The organism is Mesorhizobium escarrei, assembly GCF_935825525.1.
In the GTDB taxonomy this organism is placed as follows: domain Bacteria; phylum Pseudomonadota; class Alphaproteobacteria; order Rhizobiales; family Rhizobiaceae; genus Mesorhizobium; species Mesorhizobium escarrei.
The window spans coordinates 30,727-44,244 of record NZ_CAKXZT010000190.1 but is presented as its reverse complement, the minus strand read 5'-3'; the positions used below and the strand labels follow the sequence as shown (position 1 = coordinate 44,244).

Here is a 13,518-nt window from a genome sequence, read left to right as displayed (position 1 = left end):
CCTACTGCCTCCTGCCCTACTGCCGGCGTATTCGAGAGACTGGCGACGCGATCATGAACATCCCTCTCAATCCAAACGGCAGCGATCTGTCGCCTTACCTGCCGGACGAGCACGGGCTGTTCTTCGTCTATCACTTCACCGCCGAAGGCGTGCGGACCAAAGACCCGGCCGCCACACACTGGACATGGCGCAGCTACCAGCTTTCCGACATGCGCGCCCGCCACGAGATCGCCACCGAGCCGGCTTTGCCGCCGCCGGTGCGCGATGCCTTCTTGTCGGCCGGCCATGGCTGCCATATCGACCTCGAGGCCGACTGGCTGTACGGCGATTTGCCGGACCTGCGCCACGACTATTCGGCGGAGGCGCGCGGGCTTGGCCATTTCCGCTTCGCCTTCAACGACACGATGCTGATCGGCGGCCGCAAGCAACCGCTGCAATCGGTCGACAAGATCCGCAAGGCGATCGACAACGGATCGCGAAAGTTCCGCTCTCCGGCCGAACTGATCGAGGCTGTCATGGGCCAGTCGCTCGACGGCATGACGACGGAACTCGCTGGCCTTGGCGACACGCTCGATGGCATCGAGGACCGCATCGTCTGCGATGCATGGCACAATGAGCGGCAGGCGCTGGTCGATGCGCGCCGGCAACTGGTGGTGATCCATCGGCAGATGGCGACGCTGACCAGCCTGTTCCGCCATCTCGACCATTCGCATCGCAATGACCTGCCGGACGCGATCAACGACATGGCGGCACGGCTTTCGCACCGCGCCCATACGTTGCATCATGACGGCGAGCAATTGCAGGCGCGCGCCCGGCTCTTGCAGGACGAGCTGATGGCCAAGCTGACGACGCAGTCGAACCAGTTGCTTTACATGCTGTCGGTGATGACCGCGGTGCTGTTGCCAATGACGATCATCTCAGGCCTGTTCGGCATGAATGTCGGCGGGCTGCCGCTGGTCGATACGCCGGTGGGCTTTTGGGTGGCGTCGGCGATATCGCTCGCGGTCGCGGTGGTCGTCTATCTGTTCGTCAGGCGGCTGGGGCGCGGGATGTAGCGGCACCGTTACAAGGTTGCGCGAAAATCCTCGATGACAGTGCCGGCAGCGCGCACCTCCGCTTCGTGGTTCGGCTCGCGCCACACCTCTGCAAGGGCTGCCGCGTACCATTCGCGCATCGCCGGCAGAGCCAGCAATCGCGCCGGATAGCTGGCAGCTGCGCCCTCGAAGGACAGCCCGTAGGACTGAACCCTAAACGCCACCGGGGCAAAGAAGGCATCCACAGCGGTGAAGCGATCGCCAGCCAGGAACGGTCCGCCAAAGCGGCGCAGCCCATCGTCCCAGAGATCGCCGAGACGAAAGAGGTCGTGCTTCAGCGCATCCGACATCGGCGCCGGCGCGACGCGGACACCGCAGTTCATCGGACAGGAGCCGCGCAAGGCGGTGAAGCTCGAATGCATTTCGGCCGCTGCCGACCGTGCCCAGGCTCGCGCCTTCGCGTCGGCAGGCCAGACGCCAGGGTGGCGCTCAGCCATATATTCGGTAATGGCGAGCGAATCCCAAACTGCCCAGCCGTCGTCAATCAGGCACGGTACGCGGCCGCTGGGCGAGAACGGCCGGTAGAGGCTCCAACTCGATCCGGTCGGGAACGGCGTCAGCCGCTCCTCGAATGGAATGCCCAGCTCTCGCACCAGCACCCATGGCCGCAGCGACCACGAGGAATAGTTCTTGTTGGCGATATGCAGGACATACATTGGAAACCCCTTGCCTTTACCGCGCTGCCGTTGGGGCCGGCCGGATCTCGCGGCCGCGGAACATCGACCAGGAATAGATCGCCAGCGCCGCCCAGATCAAGCCGAAGGCGATGGCCTGGGTGCTGCCGAAGGGTTCGCCGAAAATCAGCACGGCGATCAGGAACACAATGGTCGGCGCGATATACTGCATGATGCCGATGGTGGAGAGACGCAGCAGCTTGGCCCCGAAGCCAAACAGCAGCAGCGGTATGGCGGTGACCGGGCCGCAGCCGATCAGCAGTGCGGTATCATTCAGGGAACTGGAAACGAAATGGTCCTGCCCGGTGACGACGAGGAAGATGATGTAGCCGAGCGCCGGCACCGACAGCAAAAGCACTTCAAGCAAAAAACCCTGGCTCGGGCCGATCGGCAGCGTCTTGCGGAAGAAGGCGTAGGCGGCGAAGGAAAACGCCAGCACCAGCGACACCCACGGCAGCTTGCCGGCGTCGATCGTCAGCACCGCGACCGCGATGGCCGCCAGCACCACCGCCGCGATTTGCAGCCGGTCGAGCCGTTCGCTGAGCAGCAGCGCGCCGACAACGACGCTGACAAGCGGGTTGATGTAGTAGCCAAGCGCGGTCTCGATGGTACGGTCGACCGCGATGGCCCAGACATAGATGCCCCAGTTGACCGAAATCAGCGCCGCCGTCAGCGCCGCCATGGAAATGATGCGCGGCGAACGCAACGCCGCTTTGAAATCCGCCGTGCGGCCGGCCCAAATCAATACGGCCGCCGCGATCGGCACCGACCAGACGATGCGGTGCGCGATGACTTCGGCCAGTGGCAGATGTGCGACCGCCTTCATATAGAAGGGCAGCAATCCCCACAGGAGATAGGCGCCCAGCGCCAGCAGGAATCCACGCCGGGCCTTTGAGTCTGCTTCGAGCTGAATTGCTTGCGTGGCCATGGCCCAACGCTATGCGCCAGCCGCCGGGCCAAGACCATCGCAAAGTTCTGATGGATCAATGGACTTTCGCTGATGGTTCAATCCTACTCCGCCGCGACCAGCCCGGCCATCTCACGGTTCTTCATCAGCTTGTAGACGATCGAATCCATCAGCGCCTGGAATGAAGCGTCGATGATGTTTTCTGAGACGCCGACCGTCCACCAGCGGGCGCCGGTCGCATCGTGCGATTCGATCAGCACACGCGTGATCGCCTCGGTGCCGCCATTGAGGATACGCACCTTGAAGTCGGCAAGCTCGAGGTCAGCGATCTCGTTCTGGAATTTTCCGAGGTCCTTGCGCAGCGCGATATCGAGTGCGTTGACCGGGCCGTGCCCTTCCGCCACCGACATCTTCTCCTCGCCATCGACCAGCACCTTGACGATCGCCTCTGAGACCGTCTTCAGCTGGCCATTGGCGTCGAACCGTCGCTCGACCATGCAGCGGAACGAGGTGACGCTGAAGAATTCCGGCAGGCCGTGCAGCATCTTGCGCGCCAGCAGCTCGAAGCTGGCATCGGCGCCTTCATAGGCATAACCCTCGGCCTCGCGCTCCTTGACCACTGATATCAGCGCGTCGAGCCGGTGGTCGTCTTTCGGCATATCCACGCCGCGCCGTTTCAACTCGGCGAGGAAATTGGCCTTGCCGCCCTGGTCCGAGACCATGACGCGGCGGCGGTTGCCGACCGCTTCCGGCGGCACATGCTCGTAGGTGGCGGGCTCCTTGGCCAGCGCCGAGGCATGGATGCCGGCCTTGGTGGCGAAGGCGGAAGCGCCGACATAGGGCGCCTGCGCTTCCGGCGCGCGGTTCAGCAATTCGTCGAAGGCGCGGGACAGGCGCGATATGCCGGCCAACGCGTCGGCCGAAATGCCTGTCTCGAAGCGGTTGGAAAAGGCCGGCTTCAGCGCCAGCGTCGGCACGATCGAGATCAGATTGGCGTTGCCGCAGCGCTCGCCGATGCCGTTCAGCGTGCCTTGGATCTGGCGCACGCCGGCCTCGACGGCGGCCAGCGAATTCGCCACCGCCTGGCCGGTGTCGTCATGGGCATGGATGCCGAGATGGTCGCCCGGTACGCCTGCCTCGATGACCTTCTCGACGATGGCGCGCACTTCCGACGGCTGCGTGCCGCCATTGGTGTCGCACAGCACCACCCAGCGCGCGCCGGCATCGTAGGCGGCCCTGGCGCACGCTAGCGCATAATCGGGATTGGCCTTGAAGCCGTCGAAAAAATGCTCGCAGTCGACCAGCGCTTCCTTCCCGGCAGCAACCGCCGCCTCGACTGACGCCTTGATCGCCTCGAGGTTTTCCTCGTTGGTGCAGCCCAGCGCGACGCGGACATGGTAGTCCCAGCTCTTGGCGACAAAGCAGATGGCGTCCGACTTCGACTGGACCAATGCGGCAAGGCCTGGATCGTTCGAAGCCGACGCCCCTGCCCGCTTGGTCATGCCGAAGGCGACGAATTTGGCGCTGGCCGTGCGATGCTTGGCAAAGAAGGCCGTGTCGGTTGGGTTGGCACCGGGATAGCCGCCTTCGATATAGTCGACGCCGAACTCGTCGAGCAGCCCGGCGATGGCGATCTTGTCCTCGACCGAAAAGTCGATGCCCGGCGTCTGCTGGCCATCGCGCAGTGTGGTGTCGAAGAGATAGAGGCGCTCGCGGCCCATGATCATTTCCCCGCAAACATATCAGTCGCCCGGATCAGCCTGTCGAGGATGCCCGGCTCCGAATAGGCATGCCCTGCGCCCTCGACCAGATGGAAGTCCGCCTTCGGCCACGCCTTGTGCAGCGCCCAGGCATAGCGCGCCGGGCACGGCATGTCGTAACGGCCATGGACGATGGTGCCGGGGATGTTCTTCAACTTGAAGGTATCACGCAGCAGTTGCCCTTCCTCAAGCCAGCCAGCATGGACGAAATAATGGTTCTCGATGCGGGCGAAGGCCACGGCGTAATCGTCTTCGCCAAACGTGCTGCTGGTTTCCGGATCGGGCAACAGCGTGATCGTCTCGCCTTCCCACAGGCTCCAGGCGCGGGCGGCCTCGACCTGTGCCTTGCGGTCGCTGCCGACCAGCCGCTTGCGATAGGCGGCCATCATGTCGCCGCGCTCGGCCTCGGGGATCGGCGCCAGGAAGCGCTCCCATTTGTCGGGAAACATTTCCGAAACGCCGAACTGATAATACCATTCGAGCTCCGCACGCGTTAGCGTGTAGATGCCGCGCACGACCAGTTCGCTGACCCGCTCGGGGTGCGTCTCGGCATAGGCCAGCGCCAGGGTCGAGCCCCACGAGCCGCCGAACACCAGCCATTTGTCGAAACCGCACATGTCGCGCAGGCGCTCGATATCGGCGATCAGATGCCAGGTGGTGTTGGCCTCGAGCGAGGCGTTGGGCGTCGATTTTCCGCAGCCGCGCTGGTCGAACAGGATGACATCGTAAAGCTTCGGATCGAACAGCCGCCGGTGCTTCGGCGAAACGGTGCCGCCCGGTCCGCCATGCAGGAACACGGCCGGCTTGGCGCCCCTGGTACCGGAACGCTCCCAATAGATCTGATGGCCATCGCCGACATCGAGCATGCCTGAGTCGAAGGCCTCGATCTCCGGATAGAGGGTGCGCAGGTCATTGCTCATAATTTCAGGCCCTGCTGCGGCCAATTGGCCGTCTCATGATCCGGATGCTGGAAGGAGATGATCGATTCCTGCCGGTTGTAGTAGTCAGGATCGTCATGGACCGGTGCGTCGAAGATCTTCTCCACCCAAGGCAGCCGGGCGGCGTAGTTGATCTGGATCTGCGGTGCGAGGTCGGAGCGATCGTCAAATGCGCCGATGGCGATCTCGAGCCCGCCAGGCTGCCTGTAGGTCAACGGCGTGCCGCAGCGGCTGCAAAAGCCGCGATCGATGTTGACCGACGACTGGAAATAGCTCGGCTCCTCGCGCACCCATTCGACACCATCCTTCGGCACCGTCACCAGCGCGCCGAAGAAGGAACCGAACTGTTTCTGGCACATGCGGCAATGGCAGATGGAAGGGCGTCCAAGCGCCCCACGAATGCGGAAACGCACGGCGCCGCACTGGCAGCCGCCGGTTCGAACGGTTTCGGTCATGATCTTTCCTCCGGCGGCCATTGTTCGGTGTCGTGGTCGGGGTGCTGGTAAGAGACGAGATCGGCGAGATAGGAGGACGACGAAATATCGGCCATCGTATCCTCGCCAGGCAATTCGTGGATGTGATCGACATAGGGGAGTTTTGCTTCGGTGCCCCACTGGATGGTCGGCGCGATCTCCTCCGCATGGTCGAAGGCCGCGATGGCGAGTGCGATGCCGTCGGGCGCCTCGAAAGTCAGCGGCGTGCCGCAATCGGCGCAAAAACCGCGCCAGGCGGCGCTGGAGGAACGAAAGCGTTTGGGCGCGCCGCGCGTCCAGTCGAGTTTTGCGCCACGCACCGACACCAGCGGCAGGTAGAAATTGCCGCTTGCCTTCTGGCACATGCGGCAATGACAGACGGAGGCGTCGCCCAGCGCGCCTTCGACACGGAAACGCACGGCGCCGCACTGGCAGCCGCCTGTGTAGACCGGTCTGTTATCCAGGCTCATCGCTCACTCCGGGGCATGGCAGACGGCTTCGATATTGTTGCCGTCGGGGTCGAAGACAAAGGCGCCATAGTAGCTCGCGTGATAGTGCGGACGAAGGCCCGGCCCACCATTATCCTTACCGCCGGCGGCAATGGCGGCGGCGTGGAAGGCATCGACTTCGGCGCGGCTGCGCGCGGTGAAGGCGACATGCTGGCGGTCCTTCGGCTTGTCCTTGCCTTGATGCAGCCAAAACACCGGCCGGTCGCGGCCATAGCCGCCGACCTTGGCCCCGCCGGTATATTCCTGCGGCACCATGTAGAGCAGTGAGGCACCGAGCGGCGCCATCGTCTTGTCATAAAACGCCTTCGACGCGTCGAAATCGGAAACGGTGATGCCAAGATGATCGATCATCTTTTTACCTCCCAGGTGGTGATGCGGGCGCTGGTGACGGGGTCCTTGCCGTCCTTCAGCTGGATACCTTGCGCCAGCAATTCGGCACGGATGCGGTCGGCCTCGGCCCAATTTCCTGCAGCGATGAGGGTCAGGCGCTTGGCGATCGCCCTGGCGATGGCGTCTTCATCAACCTTGGCCGGCGTAACGTCGAAGCCAAGGAACAGCAACGCCGCCTTCAGCGAAGCGGCAGCATCGTTGCACGCGGTTGCGTTGCCATCACCGGCAGCATTGAAATCCACGGCCTCACCAGCAAGCCGGGTCAGCACTTGGAACGCAGGATAGGTTGCGAGATCGTCCGACAGGGCTTCCACCACTTCTACCGGCAATTGCTTTGCCGCCGCTGGCACAAGGTCCGCCGCCCGCTTCCATTTGCGCAGCGTATTTTCCGCCTCTTCCAGCTTGCGCACGGAAAAGTCGATCGGGTCGCGATAATGCGTCATCAGCATCGCCAGCCTGAGCACCTCGCCCGGCCATCTGCGGCCGCCAAAGGTCTCCGTCTCCAGCAACTCGTTGATCGAGTAGAAGTTGCCCAGGCTCTTGGACATCTTCTGCCCCTCGACCTGCAGGAAGCCGTTGTGCATCCACACCTTGGCCATCACATCGGTGCCGTGGGCGCAGCGCGACTGGGCGATCTCGTTCTCGTGGTGCGGGAAGATCAGGTCGAGCCCGCCGCCATGGATGTCGAAGACCTCGCCGAGATAGGCGGCCGACATCGCCGAGCACTCGATGTGCCAGCCTGGCCGGCCCCTGCCCCACGGGCTGTCCCAGCCCGGCTCTTCCGGCGATGACAGCTTCCACAGCACGAAATCGCCAGGATTCTTCTTGTGTGGATCGACGGCGACGCGAGCGCCGGCCTGCTGTTCGTCGAGATTGCGCTTCGACAATTGGCCGTAATCCGGCATCGAGGCCGTATCGAACAGAACTTCGCCTGCCGCAACATAGGCATGGCCGCGTTCGATCAAGCGTTGAATCAAGGAGATCATGTCGACTTTGCCATCGGCGCGCGGCTCGACGAATTCAGTGGCGCGCGGCTCGACCGTAGGTTGCAGGCAGCCGAGCGTCGCCACATCCTTGTGGAACTGGTCGGCGGTCTTTTCGGTGACCCGCCGGATCGCCTCGTTCAGCGACAGCTTTCCCGAGGCAATCTCGGCGCCGAAATCGCGCAGTGCGCGGTCATTGATCTTGTCGTCGACATCCGTGATGTTGCGCACATAGGTGACGTGCGCTTGCCCGTAGAGATGGCGCAGCAGACGAAACAGCACGTCGAAGACGATTACTGGCCGCGCGTTGCCGATATGGGCAAAGTCGTAGACCGTCGGGCCGCAGACATACATGCGCACATTGCGCGGATCGATCGGGAAGAAATCCTCCTTGGTCCGCGTCAGCGTGTTGTAGAGGCGCAGGCCCTTCGATGCGTCAGACATTCGTGCCTTCCCGGTGCGTTAATTTTTGGTTGGGCCACTTGCGCCGAGATGCAATCAGCCACCAGCCTGCTGGCCGGGGCGTTTGTCCACTCTAGAAGGAAGATAGGCGAAAACGTCCGGACCAGCGCGAAGCTAGCCAATAATGCAGATGCCACAAATGGCGAAAGACGTTCTCATGAGCGGCTTTATCGCCTCACCCAGTGTTGCCGTCAAGTCGCAACTTTCGGCAAAAGAGTCGCTTGATCACAGGTAATGACGCAATGAAACATTTTATTAAACATCTCGGCACAGTCATGAAACATTCGCCGGCTAGATCACCAGATGTCACGATTTGGTCGGATTCGACCAGCAAACGCGGACACGAAGACGTTACTAGGGAAGAGAAAAATGCCTCGAGCCAAGCAGGACTCCAGCAGCGCCAAGCAACCGGCGCTCGCCAGCCAATACCGGGCGATCGGCCCAGCCGCGATTGTCGCCGCCCTTCTCCACACAGCGAAGAAGAAGAAGCCGGTGCAGAAGATCACATCGCCGCGCGCTGCCTGATGTGACGCGCGCCCGGCCGTTCGCCAGTAAATGGGAGCGCCGGCAATGAAGGCGCTGAAGCGCCCCAGAAAATAGCAGCTACTGCTGAAACAAGCTCATCTGACTGTCGTCCGCGCCCGGCTTCCGGCGCCTGGCCTTCTCGGGCTCCGGCTCCACCATGGCCCTTTCCTGAATCTCCGGTCCGGTGTTGGCGACCTTGTTGACGAGGTCGGAAACCGGGACGGCCTCGAAGAAATCGAGTTGTGCCGGTCTGAGCAGGTCGGCCACATCGCGCGGCTCGCGCGTGCGGCAATCCAGCCAGCGGGCGAAATCCTGCGGATCTATCACAACCGGCATGCGGTCGTGGATATGGGCAATGTCGGCATTGGCGTTGACGGTCAGGATGGCGCCGGTGTCCATCTCCGAGCCGCCCGGCTCGGCATAGGTCTCGATCAGTCCGGCGAAGGCGACAAGCCCGCCATGCTTCGGCCGCACCCAATAGGGCTGTCCCCTCTTGCCGCCTGATTGACGCCATTCATAGAAGCCGGAAGCCGGCACCAAAGCGCGGCGATGGCGCATGGCGGCGCGAAACGAGGCCTTTTCCGCTGCTCCCTCCGATCGCGCGTTGAACAGCAGCGGAAACTCACGCGTGTCCTTCACCCACGCCGGGATCAGCCCCCAGCGCACCAGCATCGGCTGCCGGTCTGGCAGGTTCGAGCCTGGCGCCCGCGGCAAGCCTGCAATCGCCATCAGCACCGGCTGCGTCGGTGCGATGTTGTAGCGGGCCGGGAAATCCTCCAGTTCTGGCAGACCGAGAAAAGCGGCGGCCCGGTCCGGCGTGGCGGTCAAGGCGAAACGTCCGCACATAAGCTAAAAACTCGTTGGATTGGTCGGATGTGAAGGTGGCGATGGAACCGGCGTTGCGCAACCGCTAATGCTTCCTCTCGCCGACCGGTCCGCAACCGGCTGCGGCAAACGGCGATCGGAGACCCATGGACGAGATGCGCAAAATACTCCCGGCTGTATCGGTCGCCATTGTCCGCGGCGACACGGTGCTGCTGGTCAAGCGGGCGCGGCAGCCTTCGCAAGGATTTTACGCGTTTCCAGGCGGCAAGGTCGAGGCCGGCGAAACGCTGGAACAAGCCGCGCAGCGCGAATTGTTGGAGGAAACCGGGTTGCATGCGCACACCTACCGCCCCCTTCGGGAAATCCACATCGACGGCGGCAGCGATGGGCACCCGGTCGACTATCTGCTGACGGTATTCGGCGCCACCTATGCCGGCGGCGAGCCCGTGGCCAGCGACGACGCCGAGACCGCCGCCTTCTATACACTCAGCGAAATGACGGCGCTGCCGCTTGCCGCTTCGGTGTTTGCCGTTGCCGACGAATTGCTCAGGAATGCAGAGGCGTAACCTCTAAAATCTCCTTGCAGGCGACAAATTGTTTGGCCACATAGATTGGATGATCCGCGCATCGGTTTTCCTTGCAGCTTGCCTCGCCGCCAGTACGGCAATCGGGGCGCAGCCGGCTATGGCCGCCGAGTCGCCGTTCGAGCCGGGGCTGATGCGGTTGGCCGAGGTGCTTGGCTCGCTGCATTTCCTGCGTAACCTGTGCGGCGAGAAGGGCGACCAGTGGCGGGTCGAGATGGAGAAGCTGATTGCTTCGGAAAACCCGAACCCGGAGCGGCGCGCCCGCTTCATCGCCAGCTTCAACCGCGGCTACCGCTCCTTCGGCGGCACCTACACGCAGTGTACCGCCTCGGCGACCGAAGCCATAAGCCGCTACATGAAGGAAGGCGAGACGCTGTCGCGCGACATCGCCTCGCGCTACGGCAACTGACCCTGGCTCCCCCTGCTTGTGTCCGGCTCGCTTGTGTTCGGCCCGCTTGTGTTTCGGTTGCGTCTTGGTGCAATCGTTGTGTTGCACTTCTGCAACGGTGTTAACGAAACGTTACGGCGCGGATGTGGAATTAACTCAAACTGAAGGTTTTCATCCCGCTCGCCGGCCTAATCGGCTAAGTTTGAATCGGATCGAACGCAGGTTTGCAAAACGTGACGAACCCTTGTCGAAACGACCCCAGAAATGTCGTATTTACAAGTACTTACTTAACCTGCGTGTAAAAGGGACAGCCCAAGCCTGATCCGCATCCGCCGGATCGCCGCTTGAAAAGGGTGGACATCGCAATGGAACATGGCGTCAACGACATCGACGCGCTGGTCAGGGAAGAAAAGCGCCTGACTGCAGTGGAAAGCCACAGCGAGGCCTGGGCGGAAGGGCTTTCGGCCGGAATCGAGCCGGAAATCATCGCCGAGGCGGCCCTCGAAACCGCGTTCGGCGAGATGCTGCGCGCCAATGGCGAGACCTCGGCCCTTGCCCTGCTCGACCGCATGCGTGAAAAGGTGATAGCCGGGGCCTTCGAACCAGGACGGCTGCGGCACTGACCGGCATCAGGCTCGTTGACCAACGCGTGCCGCCTGGGCGTTATGCCACGGGTACCTGGGCGGGCCTCGGCACCTGTAAGGGCCTGGGCATCTGGACGGAATCATGGAGAGGCAGGCGGTGAATTTTTCGACGTCAGGCCAGCCGCGTGGCTTGGCCCTCAGCATCCAGCTCGCCGCTTTTTGCGCCGCGTTTCCGCTGGCGCTTTGCCTCGCAATCAGCCCCGCCTATGCTTTGAGTGAAATCAAGCGCGAGGACCTGCCCTCGCCAGTCACGCCGCCCGCCGACGACGACATGTCGCCGCCCGGAACCGCGGTGCCGACGCCCGGCCCGCTCGGCGCGACGCCGCCTGCGGCCAGCCAACCGACGCCGCCCGACGAACGGGAACAGGTCGAACCGGGCGGGCCAACAGACGATGGTGGCATAGCCAATCCGCAAGCCGACCCGGATGAACCCTTGCCCGAGGTCGTCTACGATCTCGGCAAGCTGCCGGAGCCGGTCAGGCGCATGCACGATTTGATCATCGAGGCCTGCAAGAGCGGCGACATCGAAAAGCTCCGACCGCTGATCGGCCACGGCGATGCGATGACCCAATTGTCGCTGAGCGAGATCGAAGGCGACCCGATCACCTTCCTGAAAGGGCTTTCGGGCGACGCGGAAGGCCAGGAAATCCTCGCCATCCTGGAAGAGGTGCTCAGTGCCGGCTATGTCCATGTCGATGTCGGCACGCCGCAGGAGCTCTACGTCTGGCCATATTTCTTCGCGCTGCCGCTGGACAAGCTCGATGCCAGGCAGCGGGTCGAGCTGTTCAAGATCGTCACCGCCGGCGACTATGACAGCATGAAGCAGTTCGGCGCCTACATCTTCTACCGCGTCGGCATCACCCCGGATGGACAGTGGACGTTCTTCGTCGCAGGGGATTGAGCGGCATTGCCTCTCCTACCCTCAAGCCCGCCCAGAGCATCGGAGTGGATACCGGTTTTTGGGAAAATCCGATGCTCAAACAGAAGATAAGCGGCGGTACGATGCGATTTGAAAGTCCGCCGATCTAAACCGCTAGCGCCTCGGAAAACTCCACCGCCCGGCCCTGTCCGAGGGTGACGATCTCGCCCTCCCACATCACACGCCGGCCGCGCACGACGGTTCCGACCGGCCACCCGGTCACTTCTCTGCCGTCATAGGGTGTCCAGCCGGCCTTCGAGCCTGCCTGCGCATTGGTGATGGTCTCGCGGCGCTTCAGATCGACAATCGTGAAGTCGGCGTCGTAGCCGGCAGCGATGCGGCCTTTCCTGGCCATGCCGAAGATGCGCTGCGGACCGTGGCTGGACAGGTCGACGAAACGCTGCAACGTCAGCCGGCCGGCATTGACGTGGTCGAGCATGATCGGCACCAGCGTCTGCACGCCGGTCATGCCCGACGGCGAGGCCGGATAGGGCTTTGCCTTTTCGGCCAGCGTGTGCGGGGCGTGGTCGGAACCCAGCACATCGATAATGCCTTGCGCAATGCCGCGCCAGATGCCGTCGCGGTGGCGCGATGCGCGTACCGGCGGGTTCATCTGGATCAGCGTGCCAAGCTGCGCATAATCATTCGCGCTCAGCGTCAGATGATGCGGCGTCGCCTCGCAGGTCGCGACATCCTTATGCTGCTCGAGGAAGGCGATCTCCTCGAAGGTTGAGATGTGCAGCACGTGGATGCGGGCACGAACCTGGCGCGCGATACGCACCAGGCGCTCGGTGCAGCGAAGTGCCGCGATCTCGTCGCGCCACACCGGATGCGAGGCCGGATCGCCCTCGATGCGTTCGCCGAGCCGCTCGCGCAGCCGGAATTCGTCCTCGGAATGGAAGGCCGTACGGCGGCGCGTATTCCTCAGGATCGAGGCAACGTTTTCATCATCCTCGACCAATAGATCGCCGGTGGACGAGCCCATGAACACTTTTATGCCGGCAGCGCCGGGCAGCCGCTCCAGTTCGCCGGCGTCCTTTGCGTTCTCGCGGGTGCCACCGACCCAGAAGGCAAAGTCGCAATGCATGCGGCCGGTGGCGCGCCGAACCTTGTCGGCAAGCGCTGCTTCGCTGGTGGTCAGCGGGTTGGTGTTGGGCATCTCGAAGACGGTGGTGACGCCTCCCAGCACCGCTGCCCGCGAGCCTGTCTCCAAATCTTCCTTATGCTCCAGCCCTGGCTCGCGGAAATGCACCTGACTGTCGACGACGCCCGGCAGGATGTGCAGGCCGCGACAGTCGACTGTCTCGCCAGCGGAAGCCTGGCCAAGATCGCCGATAGCGGCGATGCGTCCGCCGTTGATGCCGATGTCGCGCCGGCCTTCGCCATCGTGGTTGACCACCGTGCCGCCTGTCAGGATGAGGTCGTAGGTCGTGGCCATGCTGA

The 13,518-nt window shown here is 63.2% G+C and carries 16 protein-coding genes; 6 read left to right on the top strand and 10 right to left on the bottom strand.

What is annotated here, in order from left to right:
- Positions 1 to 53: 53 nt before the first annotated feature.
- Positions 54 to 1,055, top strand: a complete 1,002-nt coding sequence (locus NMG80_RS36285; RefSeq protein ID WP_254022591.1) for a transporter — start codon at positions 54 to 56, stop codon at positions 1,053 to 1,055.
- An 8-nt stretch (positions 1,056 to 1,063) separates the two neighbouring features.
- Here the strand turns inward: NMG80_RS36285 and NMG80_RS36280 are convergent, their stop codons facing one another.
- The 8 genes from NMG80_RS36280 to cysS all read right to left on the bottom strand — a co-directional run bounded on the left by NMG80_RS36280 (position 1,064) and on the right by cysS (position 8,172).
- The gene (locus NMG80_RS36280; RefSeq protein ID WP_254022590.1) at positions 1,064 to 1,750 is read right to left on the bottom strand and encodes a glutathione S-transferase family protein; all 687 of its coding nucleotides are present in this window, start codon (positions 1,748 to 1,750) and stop codon (positions 1,064 to 1,066) included.
- Positions 1,751 to 1,766: 16 nt separating this feature from the next.
- On the bottom strand, positions 1,767 to 2,696 hold the full coding sequence (gene rarD, locus NMG80_RS36275) for an EamA family transporter RarD (RefSeq protein ID WP_254022589.1): 930 nt from the start codon (positions 2,694 to 2,696) through the stop codon (positions 1,767 to 1,769).
- Positions 2,697 to 2,779: 83 nt separating this feature from the next.
- Positions 2,780 to 4,396 (bottom strand): citramalate synthase, encoded by a 1,617-nt coding sequence (gene cimA / locus NMG80_RS36270; RefSeq protein ID WP_254022588.1) that lies wholly within the window; start codon positions 4,394 to 4,396, stop codon positions 2,780 to 2,782.
- 2 nt (positions 4,397 to 4,398) lie between these two features.
- The gene (gene pip, locus NMG80_RS36265; protein ID WP_254022587.1) at positions 4,399 to 5,355 is read right to left on the bottom strand and encodes a prolyl aminopeptidase; all 957 of its coding nucleotides are present in this window, start codon (positions 5,353 to 5,355) and stop codon (positions 4,399 to 4,401) included.
- A complete protein-coding gene (locus NMG80_RS36260; protein WP_254022586.1) occupies positions 5,352 to 5,828 on the bottom strand; it encodes a GFA family protein in 477 nt (158 codons plus the stop codon). Before NMG80_RS36260 ends, pip begins: the two co-directional genes overlap by 4 nt.
- Positions 5,825 to 6,316 carry a GFA family protein gene (locus tag NMG80_RS36255; protein ID WP_254022585.1) on the bottom strand — a complete coding sequence of 164 codons (492 nt, stop codon included), beginning with the start codon at positions 6,314 to 6,316 and terminating at the stop codon, positions 5,825 to 5,827. The genes NMG80_RS36260 and NMG80_RS36255 overlap by 4 nt, the downstream gene beginning before the upstream one ends.
- A gap of 3 nt (positions 6,317 to 6,319) precedes the next feature.
- Complete coding sequence (locus NMG80_RS36250) at positions 6,320 to 6,706, bottom strand: VOC family protein (protein ID WP_254022584.1); 387 nt, start codon at positions 6,704 to 6,706, stop codon at positions 6,320 to 6,322.
- A complete protein-coding gene (gene cysS / locus NMG80_RS36245; RefSeq protein ID WP_254022583.1) occupies positions 6,703 to 8,172 on the bottom strand; it encodes a cysteine--tRNA ligase in 1,470 nt (489 codons plus the stop codon). The genes NMG80_RS36250 and cysS overlap by 4 nt, the downstream gene beginning before the upstream one ends.
- Before the next feature lie 387 nt (positions 8,173 to 8,559).
- Between cysS and NMG80_RS36240 the strand changes: the two genes are divergently transcribed.
- Positions 8,560 to 8,715 carry a hypothetical protein gene (locus NMG80_RS36240; RefSeq protein WP_023800743.1) on the top strand — a complete coding sequence of 52 codons (156 nt, stop codon included), beginning with the start codon at positions 8,560 to 8,562 and terminating at the stop codon, positions 8,713 to 8,715.
- A gap of 78 nt (positions 8,716 to 8,793) precedes the next feature.
- Here the strand turns inward: NMG80_RS36240 and NMG80_RS36235 are convergent, their stop codons facing one another.
- Positions 8,794 to 9,561, bottom strand: coding sequence for an SOS response-associated peptidase (locus NMG80_RS36235; RefSeq protein WP_254022582.1), 768 nt, complete (start codon positions 9,559 to 9,561; stop codon positions 8,794 to 8,796).
- 125 nt (positions 9,562 to 9,686) lie between these two features.
- Between NMG80_RS36235 and NMG80_RS36230 the strand changes: the two genes are divergently transcribed.
- The 4 genes from NMG80_RS36230 to NMG80_RS36215 all read left to right on the top strand — a co-directional run bounded on the left by NMG80_RS36230 (position 9,687) and on the right by NMG80_RS36215 (position 12,057).
- Positions 9,687 to 10,106, top strand: coding sequence for an NUDIX hydrolase (locus NMG80_RS36230; protein ID WP_254022581.1), 420 nt, complete (start codon positions 9,687 to 9,689; stop codon positions 10,104 to 10,106).
- Positions 10,107 to 10,155: 49 nt separating this feature from the next.
- A complete protein-coding gene (locus tag NMG80_RS36225) occupies positions 10,156 to 10,533 on the top strand; it encodes a TIGR02301 family protein (protein ID WP_254022580.1) in 378 nt (125 codons plus the stop codon).
- A 344-nt stretch (positions 10,534 to 10,877) separates the two neighbouring features.
- Entirely contained in the window at positions 10,878 to 11,135 is a 258-nt protein-coding gene (locus tag NMG80_RS36220) for a hypothetical protein (protein ID WP_077381793.1), read from the top strand.
- A 118-nt stretch (positions 11,136 to 11,253) separates the two neighbouring features.
- Entirely contained in the window at positions 11,254 to 12,057 is an 804-nt protein-coding gene (locus NMG80_RS36215) for an alanine and proline-rich secreted protein Apa (RefSeq protein ID WP_254022579.1), read from the top strand.
- Positions 12,058 to 12,181: 124 nt separating this feature from the next.
- On the opposite strand, the gene NMG80_RS36210 is transcribed toward NMG80_RS36215, so the two are convergent.
- Entirely contained in the window at positions 12,182 to 13,513 is a 1,332-nt protein-coding gene (locus tag NMG80_RS36210) for a dihydroorotase (protein ID WP_254022578.1), read from the bottom strand.
- Positions 13,514 to 13,518 lie beyond the last annotated feature (5 nt).